This window comes from Ensifer sp. LBL (genome assembly GCF_050435225.1).
Taxonomy (GTDB): Bacteria; Pseudomonadota; Alphaproteobacteria; order Rhizobiales; family Rhizobiaceae; genus Ensifer.
In genome coordinates this window covers 65,995-83,876 of sequence record NZ_JBNDJY010000004.1, presented here as the reverse complement: position 1 = coordinate 83,876, position 17,882 = coordinate 65,995, and the positions used below count along the sequence as shown (strand labels likewise).

Here is a 17,882-nt window from a genome sequence, read left to right as displayed (position 1 = left end):
CTCAGAGAACCTCGACCTTTTCCGGCGTCACGAGTTCGATGCGCGCTTCGACCAGCAGGTCGGCCATCGCCGCCTGGAAGGCCTTCAGATGCGGTTCCTCGAAATGCGCGTCGACGGCTGCCTTGTCCTTCCAGGTCTCGACAAACACCAGCACATCGGGTTCGGCCGGCTTGCGATAGAGATCGTAGGTGATACAGCCGGCTTCGCGCCGCGTGGCCTCGATCAGCGGTGCTGCAAGCGACACCACTTCATCCCCCTTGCCCGGGTGTGCGGTCAGGTAGGCGATAATGTAAACCATTGAACCCTCGATATCTTTTCTGTCGGCTACTTTAGCAAGAAAAAGCACTGGCGCCAGCAGCGAGCACGGCTTTTCACACGCCTGCGGCGACTGGGACCGCGCAAGAAAAAGCCCGAAGACCGGATCCGATCTTCGGGCTCTTCAATCAGGAACGGTAGACCGCTACCATCAGGCGGCGAGCTTCTGGGACTTCAGCGTCTCAAGAATGTTCTGCGGCGAGGAAACGCCATAGGGGTCGCTGTCGCAGTTGTCGGAATAGCCTTCTTCCTCGAACCACTGCTCGACAACGCCGTTGTTGACGACGGCAGCGTAGCGCCAGGAGCGCATGCCGAAGCCGAGATTGTCCTTGGCAACGAGCATGCCCATCTTGCGGGTGAACTCGCCCGAACCATCCGGGATCAGCTTGACGTTTTCGAGGCTCTGGGACTTGCCCCAGGCGTTCATGACGAAAGCGTCGTTGACAGAGATGCAATAGATTTCGTCAACGCCTTCGGCGCGGAAATCGGCGGTCAGCTTTTCGAAATCGGGCAGCTGGAAAGTCGAGCAGGTCGGCGTGAACGCGCCCGGCAGCGAAAACAGCACGACGCGCTTGCCGGCGAAATAATCGTCGGAGGACACGTCCTGCCAGCGGAACGGGTTCGAGCCGCCAACGGCCTCGTCGCGAACGCGGGTGCGGAACGTTACAGCGGGTACTTTTCTGCCAAGCATCGTCATCTCCTTTGGACCACGATGATCTGGGTCGGCTCGACCAAAATCATCAACGTGATCGTCTCTTGTAAGTTAGAGCGGGATACATGCGGGAAACCGCAAGCCGCTCTGGCGCAGCTCTCGGTCGGCAGGTCTTGGGAGGATTGCTGGCAACCGAGGAAGGTCAGCTGTCTTCCTATCGGATCTTGCGCTGCGGCGCAGCACGAAAGGCCCCAATTCACATGCAAGCATGGCAGCCATGCGGTGACCGCATGGCTCCAATCGGCCCGTCATTGCTCAGTTATGGAGCCGCAGCGACAACCCAAGACTTGGCGGAACCGGGTTCCACAGGCCCGTCCTCAAGCCCGCCTCTCGCAGCGCCCGCGCCGTCCATGTGTTGCAGCCGAAGAGCGCGTTGAAGCTGCCGCCAGCCTCGAAGAAGCGGTCGTTGCCATTGTAGGAAAAGCCCTCGACCGGAACGACGGTTCCGGCCTCGCGGGTGAAGCTCTCGGACACAAAATCGAGCAGCCGATCGTATCCCGCTTCGTTCAGCTCGAAGCCGGAGACAGCCGCCTGCGGCTCGACGATCCGGCCGGCGATATCCACATGCATGACCGAGCGGTCGAGCGTCAGCGCCTTGAACACCGGCCCGGCCTTCAGCTCCGACCAGGTCGGCGTTTCCAGATAGAAGGAGCGCCCGCCCCAACCGAAGATCAGCCATTCGGCCTGCGGATGCGCAAGCGGTACGCCGGCCGCCTCGACAAAGCCGAACCGCGCCCGGGTCTCGTCCGTCAGAGGTATGGCGATGTCCGTGTGGATCGGGCCGGAAAGCAGAAGGATGCGGGTGCCCCCCGTTCCAGCCGCAGCGGCGGAAACCGGCAGGAGCGGCCGCGGCAGCAGGGTTCCGACGACAACGGCAAGTACCGCCGCCAGCAGGCCGAAGAAAACCCATTTCAGGCCACGCTTCATTCCCTGTCCCTGCCTGCTCTAGAACAGGAAGTAGCGCTGTGCCATCGGCACGACCGTCGCCGGCTCGCAGGTCAGAAGTTCGCCGTCGGCGCGCACCTCGTAGGTCTCCGGGTCCACCTCGATATGCGGCAGCAGGTTGTTGTGGATCATCGATGCCTTGCCGATGCCGCCGCGGGTATTGCGGACCGCCACGAGTTGCTTGGCGACGCCGAGCTTGGCGGCAAGGCCCGCATCGAGCGAGGCCTGCGACACGAAGGTGACGGAGGAACTGGTGCGGTTCTTGCCATAGGCGGCAAACATCGGCCGGTAGTGCACCGGCTGCGGCGTCGGAATGGAGGCGTTCGGATCGCCCATCGGCGCCATCGCGATCGAGCCGCCCAGTAGCACGAAGTCGGGCTTCACGCCGAAGAAGGCCGGGTTCCAGAGGACGAGATCGGCACGCTTGCCGACCTCGATGGAGCCGATCTCATGGCTGAGGCCGTGGGCGATCGCCGGATTGATCGTGTATTTGGCGATATAGCGCTTCACTCGGAAATTGTCGTTGTCGCCGGTTTCCTGCGGCAGCGGGCCGCGCTGGCGCTTCATCTTGTCGGCGGTCTGCCAGGTGCGGATCGCCACCTCGCCGACGCGGCCCATGGCCTGGCTGTCCGACGAGATGATCGAGAAGGCACCGATATCGTGCAGGATGTCCTCGGCTGCGATCGTTTCCTTGCGGATGCGGCTCTCGGCAAAGGCGATGTCCTCGGGGATCGACGGCGACAGGTGATGGCAGACCATCAGCATGTCCAGATGCTCGGCCAGCGTATTCTTGGTGTAGGGTCTCGTCGGGTTGGTGGACGACGGGATGACGTTCGGCTGGCCGCAGATCTTGATGATATCGGGCGCGTGGCCGCCCCCCGCCCCTTCCGTGTGAAAGGCATGGATGGTGCGGCCCTTGATCGCCGCGATCGTATCCTCGACGAAGCCGCTCTCGTTCAGCGTGTCCGTGTGGATCATCACCTGAACGTCGTATTCGTCGGCAACGCCGAGGCAGCAGTCGATCGCCGCCGGCGTCGAGCCCCAGTCCTCATGCAGCTTCAGCGAGGTGGCGCCGGCAAGCACCATTTCCACCAGAGCACCCGGCCGCGAAGCATTGCCCTTGCCGGCAAAGGCGATGTTCATCGGGAAGCCATCGGCCGCCTCGATCATGCGGGCGAGATGCCAGGGACCGGAGGTGCAGGTGGTTGCAAGCGTGCCATGCCCCGGCCCGGCGCCGCCGCCGAGCATGGTGGTCAGCCCGCTCACCAGCGCTTCTTCGATCTGTTGCGGGCAGATGTAGTGGATGTGGCTGTCCATGCCGCCGGCGGTGATGATCTTGCCTTCGCCCGCAATGACCTCCGTGCCGGGACCGACGATGACGGTGACGCCCGGTTGCGTGTCCGGGTTGCCGGCCTTGCCGATGCCGGCGATGCGCCCGTCCTTGAGGCCGATATCCGCCTTGACGATGCCCCAGTGGTCGACGATCAGCGCATTGGTGATAACAGTATCGACGGCGCCCTCGGCGCGCGTCATCTGGCTTTGCCCCATGCCGTCGCGAATGACCTTGCCGCCGCCGAACTTCACCTCCTCTCCATAGGTGGTGAAATCCTTTTCCACCTCGACGAAGAGTTCGGTATCGGCGAGCCGCACCTTGTCGCCGACCGTCGGGCCGAACATGTTGGCATAGGCCGCGCGCGACATCTTGTAGGGCATGGTTCAGGCTCCTTGGGACGAAGAAGAAACGGGATGGAGGCGGCGAAGACGGCCGCCAGCCGCAAGCGCGTCGACATGGCGGCGCTCGGCGGCGAAGGGATGCCATTCCCAGCCGACATGACCGAAACCGGCAAGAACGACATCGTCGTTGGGCGTCGCAAGATGCGCGAGGATATCGGCAATCACGATCATCCCGCTGGATGGAACGACGTAAGGATCTGGTGAAAACCCAGCGAGGTCCTGCTCCACCTGCTCGTGCACATCGACCGGAACGACGCGAAAGCCTCGGTTGGTCGAGCGGGCGAAGCTCTCGAAACCGACAGTGTAATCGTCGCAGAAATCGTCGAGGTTCGGATGCGTTTCCGCAAGCCCGGCGCGCATCGCGGCAAACTTCGCGCCGGAACGAACGCACCAGATCTCCCGCGCCTGGCGCACCGCGGCATTCGTCTTCCAGCGGCCACCGCCCAGCATGGAAATCCCCGGTCGCCCGGTGTTGCAGACGGCGACGATATCGGTCCTGTGGCCGCCGGAGCCGACAGAGCGGCAATCGTTGAAGCGCACGACGAGATCGGCACTATCGATCGTCGCGCCGGCGCCGTCAGGCACCTCGCCATTGCCCACGATCATGATGACGAGGCGAGCCTGCAATGATCAGTTCCCTTGGGTTTCGAGAAATTCGTTGAGTTCGGCGGTGCGCTTCTGCGTGAGCTGGGCAAGGCAGCCCGAAACCAGCATCGGCTCCGCCTGGCCGCCACGGGCCTGGAAGCCGGCAAACTCGCATTGACCGTCGCGATAGCCGATCCAGGCGCGCTGCGCCGTCTTCAGCGCCTCGACCGCGCCGATATCGGCGCCTTCCAGCTCCTTGTCGACATTCTGCGCCGCCGTCAGCGCCTGCCGGTAGACTGCATTCAACTCCGCGTCGGCCGCTTCATATTCCTGGTAGGCGCAGTCATTCAGATCCGGCTGAGCCATCGCATTCGCACAATCCAAGTCCGGCTCGTCCTCGGCGAGCGCCGGCGCAGCAAGCAGCAGAAGCAGCCCGAGAACCGGCAGCGCCCTCATAGCTTGCCCATCACCTGCTGGCGGAAGCCATAGACCTCGCGCTTGCCGGAAAGCGGTATCAGCGTCACCTGGCGCGTCTGGCCCGGCTCGAACCGCACGGCCGTGCCGGCGGGAATGTCGAGCCGGCGACCGTAGGCGGCCTTGCGGTCGAATTTAAGTCCCGCATTGGTTTCGGCGAAGTGATAGTGGCTGCCGACCTGGATCGGGCGGTCGCCGGTATTGGCGACCTCGATCGTCGTCGTGTCGAGGCCGACATTGAGCTCGATCTCTCCGGCCGCCGCGATGATTTCTCCTGGGATCATGGTCTTCTCCTCAAGCCGCCCTCGGCCGGCCGCATGCTTTTATCCCGCGTTCAGGCTTCAGGCGCCCTGCGCCTAGCGGATCGGCTCGTGCACGGTGACGAGCTTGGTTCCGTCCGGAAAGGTCGCCTCGATCTGGATGTCATGGATCATCTCAGCGATGCCCTCCATCACCTGCTCGCGCGTCAGCACCTGCGCACCCGCCTCCATCAGTTCGGCGACCGAGCGCCCGTCGCGCGCGCCCTCGACGACAAAATCGGTGATCAGCGCGATCGCCTCCGGGTGGTTGAGTTTCACGCCGCGCTCCAGGCGCCTGCGGGCAACCATAGCCGCCATCGAAATCAGCAGTTTGTCTTTCTCGCGCGGGGTAAGATTCATGCGTCGCCACCGGTTGTTCGTGAAGCAATTCCCTGGGAAATCTGCGAAGCGGTCTTCCGCCAGGAATTACAAAGTTTCAATGCGTTAGATCGTTTCACTGTTTCAAATAAAAATGTGAAACGCGCTAGAGTACCCAGACTTTCGGCACAGTCTTCTGCTTGCGCAAGTGCGAAATAACCGGGATGAGGATTTTTCTGAGCGCGAAGCCATCCGGCGCCACGAAACGGGCAACCAGCTTGTCGCGGCCATGGACCTGAAAATGGCTGATGCCGACGCCCGCTGCGCCATCGACGAGCGACCGAAAACGCGGCAGCTGGAGTTCGCAGTCCGGACCGACATAGAGCAGCGTGGCAAAAGCGGCTGCGCCGTCGAGCACCGCCTTGCGTTGGGCGAGACTGGCGACTTCTCCTGATAGGGCGAGATTGTCCGCATGCAGCAGCTTGCCCCCGCTACGGATACGCCAGCGATCGCGGAAGAGCCCGGTTTCAACCGCCTCGCCCATTGCCTTGCGGCCGAGAAGCACCGCTTCGACCGCGAGAAACGTCGAGTCCGAGGCAAGTTCCACCTCCAGCGAGCGCGAGAGCGAGGCCCGGTCGAAGAGGATCGTCTCCTGCGGCAGCCAGTCGACGCGCGCGCCGGGGGCAACCTCGATGCGGGTCGCCACTTCGACGGTATCGGCGCTCGCCTTGTAGATCTTCTCGCAGGCCTGCGTCGTCACCGTCACCTCGGTTTCGGCCCCTGCCGCGACCTCCCAGATCATCCGGTCGCCGCCGGTAAGCCCGCCGGAAGAATTGATGAGCACCGCCTCCATCGAGGTATCGAAGGTCTTCGGCAGGCGGATCTTGGCGCAGCCTTCCTGGTAGAGTTCGGCAATGCGGCTGTGGCCGAGCGCCGCCTTGGCGACCAGCCGTCCCTTGCCCCAGGCCCGCTGCGGGGCGATGCGTGCTGCCTTGTCCATCTCAGACCGCTAAACGGCGTCCTTCATTCGAGGCGCAGTGCCCATTGAGCCCACCGCCTTATCTTGGCGCTATCGTCCGCATCGCGGCACGACAAGTCAAGTTATTGTTTTGCAAAGAAAATCGTCAACGTGCTGCATTTCCATGCAGACTCTGCGCAGAAAACGGGCAACCTTCTACGCCACGCGATCCGGCGGTTCGCGCCCGTCGAAAAACGCCGTGATATTGTCGACCACCTTCATGCCCATGGCGACGCGCGTCTCCTCCGTCGCACTGCCGAGATGTGGAAGCAGAACGACATTTTCGAGCGCGCGCAGACGTTCCGGCACGTTCGGTTCCGCCTCGAAGACATCAAGCCCGGCGCCGCGAATGACACCGTCTTCGAGCGCCGCAATCAGCGCCAGCTCGTCGATCACATCACCCCGCGCCGTGTTGACGAGGTAGGCGCTTTTCTTCATCAGGGCCAGGCGTTCGGCATTGATGAGGTGCCGGTTTTCGCCGCCGCCGGGGCAATGCAGCGACACGAAGTCCGCCACCTTCAGCACGTCCTCGACCGTGTCGAGCTGGCGGGCGCCATAACGGCTGGCCTCGGCCGGGTCGATGCGTGAGCGATTGTAGAAAACGACATCCATGTCGAAGCCGAAGTGGCAGCGCTTGGCCATCGCCTTGCCGATGCGGCCGAAGCCGATGATGCCGAGCGTCTTGCCGGTGACCTTGCCGCCAATCATGTGGGTCGGGCGCCAGCCGGTCCATTCGCCGGCCCTCACCTGCCGCTCGCCCTCGCCTGCCCGCCGCGCGACTGCAAGCAGCAGCGTCATGGCGATGTCGGCGGTGCAGTCGGTCAGCACACCCGGCGTGTTGGTGACGACGATGTCGGCAGCCTTGGCGGCCGCAACGTCGATGTGATTGTAGCCCACGCCATAGTTTCCAAGGATCTTCGCGCGGAGACCGCCGCGGGCAAAGAGGTCGGCCGGAAGCCGGTCAGAGACCGTCGGGAGAACGGCGTCATAGGTCCGCAGTGCTTCGGCGAGTTCTGCGGCTGTCAGCGGCACGTCCCCTTCGTTCAAGGTGACGTCGAAGCGTTCGGCAAGCACCTGCTCCACCGCTGCCGGCCAACGACGGGTGACGAGAATGCGGGGTTTCGAGCTCATGCCTGCCTCCGGATCAGAATCGCTGCGAGATAGTGCACGAAACGGCGCGACTCGACAGCTATCTCGACAAGCGAAACACCTATCACAAAAAGCAAAAAAGAGGCGCCGTTGCCGGCGCCTCTCATCGTGATTTCAACTGCCATCAGGCCTTGGCGAAGGCGAGCAGGTCGGCGTTGAGCTGGTCCTTGTGGGTGTCGGTGATGCCGTGCGGTGCGCCGGCATAGACCTTGAGCTCCGCATGCGGCACCAGCGTCTTCGAGGCTCTCGCCGCCGCATCGATCGGCACGATCTGGTCGTCGTCGCCATGGATGATCAAGGTCGGCACGTCGAACTTCTTCAGGTCCTCGGTAAAGTCGGTCTGCGAGAAGGCGACGATCGAGTCGTAGGTGTTCTTGTGGCCGGCCATCATGCCCTGCAGCCAGAAGCTGTCGATCATGCCTTCAGACGCGACAGCCCCCGTCCGGTTGAAGCCGAAGAACGGACCGGACGCGATGTCGCGGTAGAGCTTCGAGCGATCCTTGAGGCTTGCCGCCTGCAAACCGTCAAAGACTTCCTTCGGCAGGCCACCGGGGTTCTTGTCGGTCTTGACCATCAGCGGCGGCACCGCCGAGATCAGGCCGGCCTTGGCGACCCGGCTGGTGCCGTGGCGGCCGATATAACGGCTGATCTCGCCGCCGCCGGTCGAAAACCCGGCGAGGAAGATGTCCTTGAGATCGAGCGCATTGATCAGGTCAGCAAGGTCGTCGGCATAGTGATCCATGTCGTTGCCGTCCCAGGGCTGCGACGAGCGGCCGTGGCCACGGCGATCATGGGTGACGACGCGGAAGCCGTTGGCGGCAAGGTGGAAGGCCTGCGCCTCCCAGCTGTCCGACGACAGTGGCCAACCGTGACTGAGCACGACGACCGGGCCATCCTTCGGACCCCAGTCCTTGTAATAAATCTCGACGCCATCGCGGGTGATGATGCGGCTGGCCATGGTGTTTGCTCCCTTCGTGCCGGACGCGCCGGCGGTTGCTGCGGTGGTGGATGCGGCCTTGGCCGGTGTGTTCATGGCATTGACCGCGGCTGCCGTGGCGGCTGCGCCAAAGGCGGCCGAGAGAACGCTGCGGCGGGAGATGCCGTTGGCTTCGGTCTTGCTGATTGCCTTGCTCATGGAACGCTCCTTCTTCCCTGCGGTCATGCCGCTCTATAGTTAGATATCTAGCGATTAAATCGTGCACGATTTATATACGTTTATATCGCCATCGATTAGATCGTGCACAACATTTATAGTGCGACTGCACCGCTGTCAATGCCTTGCGATTATATCGTGAACGATTTATTTTGAACGCATGACAGGAGAAAGCGATGACTGACACCAACTCCAAGAACGACGAGGCGATGCTGGCGCTCGACAGCTTCCTCTGTTTTGCGGTCTATTCGGCAAACCACGCCTTCACGCGCATCTACAAGCCGCTGCTGGAGGAACTTGATCTCACCTACCCGCAATATCTGGTGATGGTGCTGTTGTGGGAGAAAGACGACCAGACGGTCGGCAGCCTCGGTGAACGGCTCTTCCTGGAATCGAGCACTTTGACGCCGATGCTGAAGCGCCTGGAGGCCGCCGGCTACATCGCCCGTGTGCGCGACAAGGCGGACGAGCGGCAGGTCCGGGTGCAATTGACCGACATGGGTAAGGCCTTGCGGCAAAAGGCAGTGGAAGTGCCGCGCGGTCTCACCGAAGCGACGAAGCTCGGCGCCGACGATCTCGAGCGACTGCGCGCCGAGGTCTCTTCACTCAGGGACACGCTGCTGAAATAGCCGACCGCTGCGCCGACATCTCACCAAAAAGAAAAGCCCGGCGATCGCTCGCCGGGCCCCAACCAGTCGGACACAAGGTCCGAAATCAGAACTACTCGTTCTGGAAGTAGTTGTACTTGCCGTCGTCACCCTTCTTCCAGGTGTACATGACGTAGTCCGGACGCGTGATGTCGCCCTTTTCGTCATAGCCGAGTTCGCCGATTGCGGTCTTGAACGGACCCTTTGCCTTGATGGCTTCGGCAACTGCCTGCGGGTCGTTGCCGCCGGAAGCCTTGGCAGCTTCTGCGATGACCTGGAGAGCGGCGTAGGCGTAGAGCGTGTAGGCTTCCGGTTCGAAGCCGGCAGCGCGGAACTTCTCGACGAGGTCCTTGGCAGCCGGGTTCTTGCGCGGATCCGGAGCGAACGTCATCAGCGTGCCGTCAACGGCGTCGCCGGCGATCGAAGCCAGTTCGTTCGAAACGATACCATCGCCCGACATCAGGGTAGCCTTGAGGCCCTGGTCCTTCATCTGGCGCATGATCAGGCCGGCTTCGGTGTGCAGACCGCCGTAGTAAACGATCGAAACGCCAGCTTCCTTCATCTTGGCGATGAGCGCCGAGAAGTCCTTGTCGCCGGTGTTGATGCCTTCATAGAGGGCTTCGGTGAGGCCGGCTTCGTTCATCGACTTCTTGGTTTCGTCGGCAAGGCCCTGACCATAGGGGGTCTTGTCGTGAATGACGGCGATCTTTGCGTCCTTGAAGTTGGCGGCGAGGTAGGCACCGGCAACTGCACCCTGCTGGTCGTCACGGCCGCAGGTACGGAACGTGTTCCAGAGACCGCGCTCGGTGAACTGCGGGTTGGTGGAGGCCGGCGTTACCTGCAGGATGCCGTTTTCGGCGTAAACTTCAGAAGCCGGGATGGACACGCCCGAGTTGAAGTGACCGACAACGAACTTCACACCGTCAGCAACGAACTTGTTGGCGACCGAAACGCCCTGCTTGGCGTCCGAAACGTCGTCGCCGAGCACAACCTTGATCTGTTCCCCATTGATACCGCCGGCAGCGTTGATGTCAGCGGCGGCCTGCTCTGCACCTTTCTGGAGCTGTGCACCGAAAGCGGCGTTCGGGCCAGTCAGCGGGCCGGCGACACCAACGAGAATATCAGCCCAGGCGCTGCCGCTGAAGGCAACCATAGCCGTCAGCGCGACCGCCGACAGAAGAGACTTTTTCATCTTGTTACTCCCAATTATTCGAGCGGGTCTCGTTACCAACCTGCGCAATGCCCACCATAGTTGCGCCGGTGTTTCTTTCGCACCGGCCGCGGCGGCCGGCGCGCGCTGTTCCCTTTATTTGGCTTTCCATGAGAAAGGCGAAGCCTTCTCATAGAGCCAATAGTAGTTATTGGTCATTTGCTTGGTCCGGTAGTATCGGAAACCTGCGGTAGCAAACAACAAAAGCACGATCGTGTCCACGATATAGTAGTGCAGGCTGAACATCGTGCCCTCGAAGAGAGCGTGATGCACGAAGCGGATGCCAAGCCCCAGCAACGCAACGTAGAGAAGGAGGCGCGGAAACTCCTCCCAGCTTTCGGCGACGCTCTTGCCGGTACGCCACGCCGTCCAGCCGCCGAGAACGCAGCTGATGAAAAGAAATTGCCAGATCGACACTTCTTCGTAGAGAATTCCCTGCATGTCACTTGCTCCAGATGCAGCCGTTCAATGACGGCCGCCTTCGAGATAGGCCGCGCGCACTTCCGGATTGGCGAGCAGTTCCTTGCCGGAACCGCTCATCGTCACCCGGCCGTTGACCATCACGTAGCCGCGGTCCGAAAGCTTGAGCGCACCGAAGGCGTTCTGCTCGACGAGGAAGACGGTCAGGCCTTCCTCCTTGTTGAGCTTCTTGATCGCTTCGAAGATGCCCTTGACGATCAGCGGTGCGAGACCGAGCGACGGCTCGTCGAGAAGCAGGAGCTTCGGCCGGGCCATCAGTGCGCGGCCGATCGACAGCATCTGCTGCTCGCCGCCCGAAAGCGTGCCGCCGCGCTGCGCCTGGCGCTCCTTCAGGCGCGGGAAAAGCGCAAACACCTTTTCCACGTCCTGGTCGAAGTGCTTCAGGTTGTCGAGGCTGGCGCCCATCTGCAGGTTTTCAAACACCGTCATGCGCGGGAAGATGCGCCGACCCTCGGGCGACTGCGCGATGCGCAGCCGGGCGATCTCGTGCGTCGGCATGCGGGTGATGTCCTGGCCTTCGAAGAAGACCGAACCGGTACGCGCCTGCGGGCTGCCGCAGATCGTCATCATCAGCGTCGACTTGCCGGCACCGTTGGCACCGATCAGGCAGACGATTTCACCGCGGTGAACTTCGACATCGACCCCGCTCAGCGCGCGGATGTTGCCGTAGTAGGTCTCGACGGCTTTAACTTGGAGAAGAGGCGCCGTCATCAGTTGGTGCCCCCCTGCCCGCCTTCGATTTCCTCGATTTGTTCGATCACCTCTTCAACCTCTTCATCCTCGACACCCAGATAGGCCGCAATGACCCTCGGATCGTTCTTCACGAAATCCGGTGTGCCGTCGGAAATCTTCTGTCCGTATTCCAGGACCACCACGTGGTCGGAAATCTCCATGACCACGGACATGTCGTGTTCGATCAACAGGATCGACGTGCCGGTATCGGCGCGAATGCTTTTCAGCAATTCGTTGAGCGCCAGGGACTCGCGCGGATTGAGACCGGCGGCCGGCTCGTCCAGGCAAAGCAGTTCCGGACCCGTGCACATGGCGCGGGCAATCTCGAGACGGCGCTGGGCGCCGTAGGAGAGGTCACCGGCCGGATCGTCCGCACGGTCGATCAGCGACGCCTTTTCCAGCCAGTGCTTGGCAAGGTCGATCGCCTCGCGCGATGCCTGGCGGTAAGCCGGGAAGCCGAGCAGGCCGAGGAAAGTGTAGCCGGATGCCTGCATCAGCTTGTTGTGCTGCGCGACGAGCAGGTTTTCGAGCACCGTCAGACCGGAGAACATCCGGATGTTCTGGAAGGTACGCGCCACCTTGGCGAGCTTGGTGATCTCGAAGTCCGGCAGACGTTCCAGCAGGTATTCCTTGCCGGCCTTCTGCTTCATCGTGATCATGCCCATCGTCGGCTTGTAGAAGCCGGTGATGCAGTTGAACACCGTGGTCTTGCCCGCTCCGTTCGGGCCGATCAGCGCGGTGATGTCACCGCGATAGGCTTCGAAGGAGAAGTCGTTGATGGCCATGAGACCGCCGAAGCGCATCGACAGGTGCTCAACCTTGAGAATGGGGTCTTTTGTCATTGTCGTCGTCTCGCGGGCCATCAACCGTGCCCTTCCTTGGTGAAGCTGCCCGAGACTGCCTTGCGTTCGTGCAAGAAGGCTGTCGGTTCGCGCGATCCGACGAAGCCGCGCGGCTTCCAGACCATGACGACGACCATGGCCAGGCCAAAGATCAGCATACGGTAGAGTTCAGGTGTGAAGTCCGGTCCGAAGACCATCTTCAGGAAGGAAAGCTCACGCAGGATTTCGGTGCCGCCGATCATCACGGCCGCAGCGACAGCGATACCGGTGAGCGAGCCCATGCCGCCGAGAACCACGATCGCGAGAATGACCGCAGATTCCAGGAAGACGAAGGATTCAGGCGATACGAAGCCCTGGCGCACGGCGAAGAACGAGCCGGCGATACCGCCGAACATGGCGCCCGTCGCAAAGGCGGTGAGCTTGGTCGTCACCGTGTTGATGCCGAGCGAGCGGCAGGCGATCTCGTCCTCGCGCAGCGCTTCCCAGGCGCGGCCGATCGGCATGCGGCGCAGCCGGATCGTCACGTAAGCCGTGAGCAGCGCAAGCGCCAGGATCAGATAGAACAGGAAGATCTTGTAATAGGCCGACGACATCGGCAGGCCCATCAGCGCGGCAAAGCCGTCCTTCGAGGCATCGAACTTGATGCCAAATAGCGTTGCCTTGGCGATGCCGGAGACGCCGAACGTACCCTTCGTCACTTCCGTCCAGTTGATCAACACCAATCGGATGATTTCACCGAAGGCGAGCGTCACGATCGCCAGATAGTCGCCGCGCAGACGCAGAACCGGGAAGCCGAGGATCATGCCCCAGAAGGCGGCAAGAATGCCGGCGACCGGAAGAAGAACCCAGAAGGACAGGCCGAAATAGGTCGACAACAGGGCGTAGGAATAGGCACCGACCGCGTAGAAGGCGACATAACCCAGGTCCAGCAGGCCGGCGAGGCCGACGACGATGTTCAGCCCCCAGGCCAGCATCACGTAGATCAGGATCTGGATGCCGAAATTGTCGACCCACTTGAGCGAGCCCTGGATGCCGAAGATCGCGACGACGAGCGGCGGATAGACGAGCAGGAACGCGATCGCGAGCTTGGAGAAGTGGCGGGTGAAGAAGGTCTCCTCCTTCACCGCATCCTCGGCTTCGGCCTTGGCGGCCTTGCGCCGGGCCATGGCCGGCTGGACATAGGCCACCATCAGGAAGCGGCCGACGGCAGCGACGATCACGAAGATCGCCAGCAGGCCCCAGCGCTGGTTGAGGATCAGCTCGTTGCGGATGTTCTGGTCGGACTTGAGACCGACGAACAGCACGAAAAGACCGAGCGAAATCAGGCCCGCGAAGACAGCCTCGCGCAGGGCCCGCGCCGTCACGTCAGTGCCGGCGCTTGCAGTCGTAGAAGCAATGTTTGCCATGGAATTATACCTTCTCGACTTCCGGTCGTCCGAGAATGCCAGACGGCTTGAAGATCAGGACGATGGCGAGAATGGAGAAGGTCGCGACGTCCTTGTAGTCGATGGTGAAATAGGCGGACCAGAGGGACTCGATGAGCCCGATCAACAGTCCGCCGAGAACGGCGCCCGGCAGCGATCCGATGCCGCCGAGAACGGCCGCGGTGAACGCTTTGACGCCAGGCACGAAACCGTCGGTGAAGACGACGACGCCATAATACATCAGATACATCGTACCGGCGACGGCAGCGAGTGCTGCACCCATGATGAAGGTCACCGAGATGGTGCGGTCGACGTCGACACCGAGCAGCGCCGCCATCTTGCGGTCCTGTTCGGTCGCGCGTTGGGCCCGGCCAAGCGGCGTCTTGTTGACGATGTACCAGAAGATCGAAAGCAGAGCCGCCGTGATGACGATGATGATGATCTGCTTCAGCGAGATGGTGATGCCGAAGACCTCGTAGACCGAGGAAACGAGCGGCGGGATCGGCTTGTTGCGCGGACCCTGCGTCACCTGGATGAAGTTCGACAGCGCAATCGACATGCCGATTGCGGTGATCAGCGGCGCAAGCCGGAACGAACCGCGCAGGGGCCGATAGGCCACCTTCTCGATCGTCCAGTTCCAGAGACCTGCGGTCAACATGCCGACGACCATCATCAGCAGGAGAGCAAGTACAACCGGGACGCCCCCGATGAATGTTGTGAGAATAAGAAAGACAATCAAAGCAGCAAAGCCGCCGAGCATGAAAATATCGCCGTGAGCGAAGTTGATCATGCCAATGATGCCGTAGACCATGGTATAACCAATAGCGATCATACCATAAATAGACCCAAGAGTCAGCCCGTTGACGAGCTGCTGGACGAAATACTCCATCAATCTTCCCCTGGACCAGATCCATAACGGTCCGGTCTCTTGTTTTTTGAGCTCATTGTTGAGCGCTGTGTTTGCTCGATTCCATACCTCTTTCAAACGAAAAGGAAAGCTAAAAAACGCGACTTCATCAAAAACTTCCTCGATAAAATCGATTTGACGCTTTTACAGCCAGAAAAATCAAAATTTCCGCAGCTTTCGCCCGCGAAATCATCAACTTTAGTCGTAAAAGCGTCGGGTATTCTATGAAGCTTCAACAGCCCACTACGGCCTGCACTCCACCCCGATTGCTCAGGCGCGCATGCGCTGACCGTTCGAATCGAACAGCGGATGCGGCTGAAGACGGGCCGGCAGGATCTCACCCAGGAGTTCGATCGACCAGCCATCGCTGCGGTCGGCGATCTCCTTCGGCACGTAGCCCATGGCGACCGAAACGCCGCTTGCATGCGCATAGCCGCCCGATGTCACCCAGCCGCGCACGACGCCGTCGAGGTAGATCGGCTCGTCGCCGATGACATCAGCGTCCTTCGCCTCGAGCAGGAAGGTTCTCAGACGTAGTGCGCCACCATCCGCCTTCTCCTTAACCGCCGCCGCCTTGCCGATGAAATCGGCATCCTTGCCGGTCGCAACAAACCGTCCAAGCCCGGCTTCGACCGGGCCATAAAGGGGACGATACTCGCGCGCCCAGCTGCCGACGGATTTCTCGACGCGCAGCGCATTCAGTGCCCTCAAGCCGAACAGACGGATGCCGGACGCGGCCCCCTTCTCCATCAGCAGCTCGAAGAGATAGCGCTGGTACTCCGGCTTCATCCAGATCTCGTAGCCGAGATCGCCCGTATAGCTAACCCGGCCGACGATCGCAGGCGCCATGCCGAGGTCCATGCGGCGGATGTCCATGAACGGGAACGCTGCGTCGGAGACGTCGAGATGGGTAAGGCTCGCGAGCACATCGCGGGCCTTTGGCCCGGCGATCGACAGGCCGACCAGCTCCAGCTTCAAAGCCTTCAGCGACACCGCACCGTCCGCAGGCAGATGCGCCTCGAACCAGCGCATGTGGTAGTCCTCGGCGATACCGGAGCCGACGAGCAGGAAATCCCACTCGCCGAGCTTGGCCAGGGTGAAGTCGCCGATCAGCTTGCCGTCGTCCTTCAACATCGGCGCCAGCGCCATACGCCCCGTCTGCGGTATGCGGCAGGCCAGCATGCGGTCGAGCCACGCCTCCGCGCCGTTGCCTGTGATCGCATATTTGGCAAAGCCCGAGGTCTCCATCAGGCCGACGCCTTCGCGCACGGCCCGCGCCTCCGCGCCCACGGTCTCGAAATCGGTCGAGCGCCGCCAGGAGAAGGCATCCTTTACCCCCTCGGGTGCAAACCACAGCGGCGTTTCGAGCCCATAGGACGCGCCGAAGACGGCGCCTGCCGCCTTCAGCCGGTCGTAGATCGGCGTCGTCAGCAGCGGCCGCGCGCCCGGCAGTTCCTCGTTCGGATAACGGATCGAGAAGCGACGCGAGTAGTTCTCGCGCACCTTGGCGTTGGTATAGGCAAGCGTGGCGAAATCGCCGTATCGGGACACGTCCATGGCAAACACGTCGAAGCCGGGGTCGCCATGGATCATCCAGTTGGCGAGCGCCAGGCCGACGCCGCCGCCCTGGCTGAAGCCGGCCATGACGGCACAGGCCGACCAGTAGTTCCTCAAGCCCCGCACCGGGCCGACCAGTGGGTTGCCGTCCGGCGAAAAGGTGAAGGGGCCGTTGATGATCTTCCTGATGCCGGCCTTGTTGAAGGCCGGGAAGTGCCGGAAGCCGACTTCGAGTTCCGGCGAAATGCGGTCGATGTCCTCGGCCAGGAGTTCGTGGCCGAAATCCCAGGGCGTCGAGATCGGCGACCACGGGCGGCACGCCTTCTCATAGGTGCCCATCAGCATGCCGTTTCGCTCCTGGCGGAGATAAATCTCGCCGTCGAAATCGACGCAGTGCATCAGCTCCTTGCCGCGTGTCTGGTTGAATTCGATGACTTCGGGCATGTCCTCGGTGATGAGATACATGTGCTCCATGGCAAGCACCGGCAGCTCCAGCCCCACCATGCGGCCGACTTCGCGCGCCCAGAGGCCGGCGGCGTTGACAACGTGTTCGGCGATAATCTCGCCCTGGTTTGTGATCACCCGCCAGGAACCGTCTTCCCGCTGCACCAGATCCTCGACCTTGGTGTGCAGGTAGATCTCCGCACCGTTCTTCTTCGCCGATTTGGCATAGGCATGCGTCGTGCCATAGGGATCGAGGTGCCCCTCGACCGGATCGAACACTGCGCCGACGAACTGGTCGGGATCGAGCAGCGGCATCAGGTCGTGCGCTTCCTTCGGCGTCAAAAGCTCCGCTTCGAGCCCCATGTAGCGGCCCTTGGCGAGGATGGACTTCATCCAGTCGAAGCGTTCCTTGGTGGCGGCCAGCATCATGCCCGAGGTCATGTGAAGGCCGACATCCTGGCCGGAATATTCCTCGATCTCCTTGTAGAGCTCGACCGTATATTTCTGCAGCTTGGCGACGTTCGGGTCGCCGTTGATCGTGTGCATGCCGCCGGCCGCATGCCAGGTGGAGCCGGAAGTAAGTTCCGATCGCTCGAGCAGCACGGCGTCGGTCCAGCCGAATTTCGTCAGGTGATAGAGCACCGAACACCCGACGACACCGCCTCCGATAACGACGACCTTGGCATGGCTTTTCATGCGTACACTCCGTCTCCCCATGCTCCTCCCGGAGACATGGCCAAATTGTCAGGAAGAAACTCAGGCACGGCGACCGCTTGCTTCGAGCACAGAAGCGCAAGCGGCTGACGATGAAAGCCTAGTCAGAAAGACGGCGCCGATAAAGACACGGCTGCGAAGGACGCTTGTCCATTTCCGCCGTTTGCTGGCGGATGGGCGACCCGTTTGCGGCATTTCATGCCGCATTTGATTTCGGCCTCTT

The 17,882-nt window shown here is 61.9% G+C and carries 19 protein-coding genes; 1 reads left to right on the top strand and 18 read right to left on the bottom strand.

The window, feature by feature from the left end; genetic code table 11:
• Position 1: 1 nt before the first annotated feature.
• From OKW20_RS16225 to OKW20_RS16175, 11 genes are all read right to left on the bottom strand, one after another.
• Positions 2-298 carry a putative quinol monooxygenase gene (locus OKW20_RS16225; protein WP_192447067.1) on the bottom strand — a complete coding sequence of 99 codons (297 nt, stop codon included), beginning with the start codon at positions 296-298 and terminating at the stop codon, positions 2-4.
• A gap of 168 nt (positions 299-466) precedes the next feature.
• Positions 467-1,006, bottom strand: a complete 540-nt coding sequence (locus tag OKW20_RS16220) for a peroxiredoxin (protein ID WP_429173584.1) — start codon at positions 1,004-1,006, stop codon at positions 467-469.
• A gap of 276 nt (positions 1,007-1,282) precedes the next feature.
• On the bottom strand, positions 1,283-1,954 hold the full coding sequence (locus OKW20_RS16215; RefSeq protein ID WP_429173582.1) for a TIGR02117 family protein: 672 nt from the start codon (positions 1,952-1,954) through the stop codon (positions 1,283-1,285).
• 18 nt (positions 1,955-1,972) lie between these two features.
• Positions 1,973-3,685: an urease subunit alpha gene (ureC, locus tag OKW20_RS16210; protein WP_192447069.1), complete on the bottom strand. Its 1,713-nt coding sequence runs from the start codon at positions 3,683-3,685 to the stop codon at positions 1,973-1,975.
• Positions 3,686-3,688: 3 nt separating this feature from the next.
• Positions 3,689-4,333: a Urease operon accessory protein gene (locus OKW20_RS16205; protein WP_429173581.1), complete on the bottom strand. Its 645-nt coding sequence runs from the start codon at positions 4,331-4,333 to the stop codon at positions 3,689-3,691.
• A gap of 3 nt (positions 4,334-4,336) precedes the next feature.
• On the bottom strand, positions 4,337-4,747 hold the full coding sequence (locus tag OKW20_RS16200) for a lysozyme inhibitor LprI family protein (protein ID WP_429173580.1): 411 nt from the start codon (positions 4,745-4,747) through the stop codon (positions 4,337-4,339).
• A complete protein-coding gene (locus OKW20_RS16195) occupies positions 4,744-5,049 on the bottom strand; it encodes an urease subunit beta (protein WP_060518934.1) in 306 nt (101 codons plus the stop codon). Before OKW20_RS16195 ends, OKW20_RS16200 begins: the two co-directional genes overlap by 4 nt.
• Positions 5,050-5,121: 72 nt before the next feature.
• The gene (locus tag OKW20_RS16190; RefSeq protein WP_043627336.1) at positions 5,122-5,424 is read right to left on the bottom strand and encodes an urease subunit gamma; all 303 of its coding nucleotides are present in this window, start codon (positions 5,422-5,424) and stop codon (positions 5,122-5,124) included.
• Positions 5,425-5,548: 124 nt separating this feature from the next.
• Entirely contained in the window at positions 5,549-6,382 is an 834-nt protein-coding gene (locus OKW20_RS16185; RefSeq protein WP_429173579.1) for an urease accessory protein UreD, read from the bottom strand.
• A gap of 174 nt (positions 6,383-6,556) precedes the next feature.
• Entirely contained in the window at positions 6,557-7,531 is a 975-nt protein-coding gene (locus OKW20_RS16180) for a 2-hydroxyacid dehydrogenase (protein ID WP_429173578.1), read from the bottom strand.
• A gap of 142 nt (positions 7,532-7,673) precedes the next feature.
• Entirely contained in the window at positions 7,674-8,684 is a 1,011-nt protein-coding gene (locus tag OKW20_RS16175; protein ID WP_429173577.1) for an alpha/beta fold hydrolase, read from the bottom strand.
• 194 nt (positions 8,685-8,878) lie between these two features.
• On the opposite strand from OKW20_RS16175, the gene OKW20_RS16170 reads away from it, so the two are divergent.
• On the top strand, positions 8,879-9,331 hold the full coding sequence (locus OKW20_RS16170; RefSeq protein ID WP_043626778.1) for a MarR family winged helix-turn-helix transcriptional regulator: 453 nt from the start codon (positions 8,879-8,881) through the stop codon (positions 9,329-9,331).
• Positions 9,332-9,422: 91 nt separating this feature from the next.
• On the opposite strand, the gene OKW20_RS16165 is transcribed toward OKW20_RS16170, so the two are convergent.
• The 7 genes from OKW20_RS16165 to OKW20_RS16135 all read right to left on the bottom strand — a co-directional run bounded on the left by OKW20_RS16165 (position 9,423) and on the right by OKW20_RS16135 (position 17,641).
• A complete protein-coding gene (locus OKW20_RS16165) occupies positions 9,423-10,541 on the bottom strand; it encodes a branched-chain amino acid ABC transporter substrate-binding protein (protein ID WP_043626781.1) in 1,119 nt (372 codons plus the stop codon).
• Positions 10,542-10,655: 114 nt separating this feature from the next.
• Complete coding sequence (locus OKW20_RS16160; protein ID WP_043626784.1) at positions 10,656-11,000, bottom strand: DUF6867 family protein; 345 nt, start codon at positions 10,998-11,000, stop codon at positions 10,656-10,658.
• 24 nt (positions 11,001-11,024) lie between these two features.
• Positions 11,025-11,750: an ABC transporter ATP-binding protein gene (locus OKW20_RS16155; RefSeq protein ID WP_043626786.1), complete on the bottom strand. Its 726-nt coding sequence runs from the start codon at positions 11,748-11,750 to the stop codon at positions 11,025-11,027.
• Positions 11,750-12,634, bottom strand: coding sequence for an ABC transporter ATP-binding protein (locus OKW20_RS16150; protein ID WP_043626789.1), 885 nt, complete (start codon positions 12,632-12,634; stop codon positions 11,750-11,752). Before OKW20_RS16150 ends, OKW20_RS16155 begins: the two co-directional genes overlap by 1 nt.
• A complete protein-coding gene (gene livM / locus OKW20_RS16145; protein ID WP_371742520.1) occupies positions 12,634-14,010 on the bottom strand; it encodes a high-affinity branched-chain amino acid ABC transporter permease LivM in 1,377 nt (458 codons plus the stop codon). Before livM ends, OKW20_RS16150 begins: the two co-directional genes overlap by 1 nt.
• A gap of 13 nt (positions 14,011-14,023) precedes the next feature.
• The gene (locus OKW20_RS16140; protein WP_043611301.1) at positions 14,024-14,926 is read right to left on the bottom strand and encodes a branched-chain amino acid ABC transporter permease; all 903 of its coding nucleotides are present in this window, start codon (positions 14,924-14,926) and stop codon (positions 14,024-14,026) included.
• Positions 14,927-15,214: 288 nt separating this feature from the next.
• Complete coding sequence (locus tag OKW20_RS16135; protein ID WP_429173575.1) at positions 15,215-17,641, bottom strand: GcvT family protein; 2,427 nt, start codon at positions 17,639-17,641, stop codon at positions 15,215-15,217.
• Positions 17,642-17,882 lie beyond the last annotated feature (241 nt).

Bases quoted from the DNA above. Each gene is read 5' to 3' on its own strand.
- OKW20_RS16160 (WP_043626784.1), bottom strand. From the start codon at position 11,000: ATGCAGGGAATTCTCTACGAAGAAGTGTCGATCTGGCAATTTCTTTTC.
- OKW20_RS16190 (WP_043627336.1), bottom strand. From the start codon at position 5,424: ATGAATCTTACCCCGCGCGAGAAAGACAAACTGCTGATTTCGATGGCG.
- OKW20_RS16200 (WP_429173580.1), bottom strand. From the start codon at position 4,747: ATGAGGGCGCTGCCGGTTCTCGGGCTGCTTCTGCTGCTTGCTGCGCCG.
- OKW20_RS16150 (WP_043626789.1), bottom strand. From the start codon at position 12,634: ATGGCCCGCGAGACGACGACAATGACAAAAGACCCCATTCTCAAGGTT.
- OKW20_RS16135 (WP_429173575.1), bottom strand. From the start codon at position 17,641: ATGAAAAGCCATGCCAAGGTCGTCGTTATCGGAGGCGGTGTCGTCGGG.
- ureC (WP_192447069.1), bottom strand. From the start codon at position 3,685: ATGCCCTACAAGATGTCGCGCGCGGCCTATGCCAACATGTTCGGCCCG.
- OKW20_RS16180 (WP_429173578.1), bottom strand. From the start codon at position 7,531: ATGAGCTCGAAACCCCGCATTCTCGTCACCCGTCGTTGGCCGGCAGCG.
- OKW20_RS16185 (WP_429173579.1), bottom strand. From the start codon at position 6,382: ATGGACAAGGCAGCACGCATCGCCCCGCAGCGGGCCTGGGGCAAGGGA.
- OKW20_RS16170 (WP_043626778.1), top strand. From the start codon at position 8,879: ATGACTGACACCAACTCCAAGAACGACGAGGCGATGCTGGCGCTCGAC.
- OKW20_RS16195 (WP_060518934.1), bottom strand. From the start codon at position 5,049: ATGATCCCAGGAGAAATCATCGCGGCGGCCGGAGAGATCGAGCTCAAT.
- OKW20_RS16140 (WP_043611301.1), bottom strand. From the start codon at position 14,926: ATGGAGTATTTCGTCCAGCAGCTCGTCAACGGGCTGACTCTTGGGTCT.
- OKW20_RS16155 (WP_043626786.1), bottom strand. From the start codon at position 11,750: ATGACGGCGCCTCTTCTCCAAGTTAAAGCCGTCGAGACCTACTACGGC.
- OKW20_RS16220 (WP_429173584.1), bottom strand. From the start codon at position 1,006: ATGCTTGGCAGAAAAGTACCCGCTGTAACGTTCCGCACCCGCGTTCGC.
- OKW20_RS16165 (WP_043626781.1), bottom strand. From the start codon at position 10,541: ATGAAAAAGTCTCTTCTGTCGGCGGTCGCGCTGACGGCTATGGTTGCC.
- OKW20_RS16175 (WP_429173577.1), bottom strand. From the start codon at position 8,684: ATGAGCAAGGCAATCAGCAAGACCGAAGCCAACGGCATCTCCCGCCGC.
- OKW20_RS16225 (WP_192447067.1), bottom strand. From the start codon at position 298: ATGGTTTACATTATCGCCTACCTGACCGCACACCCGGGCAAGGGGGAT.
- OKW20_RS16215 (WP_429173582.1), bottom strand. From the start codon at position 1,954: ATGAAGCGTGGCCTGAAATGGGTTTTCTTCGGCCTGCTGGCGGCGGTA.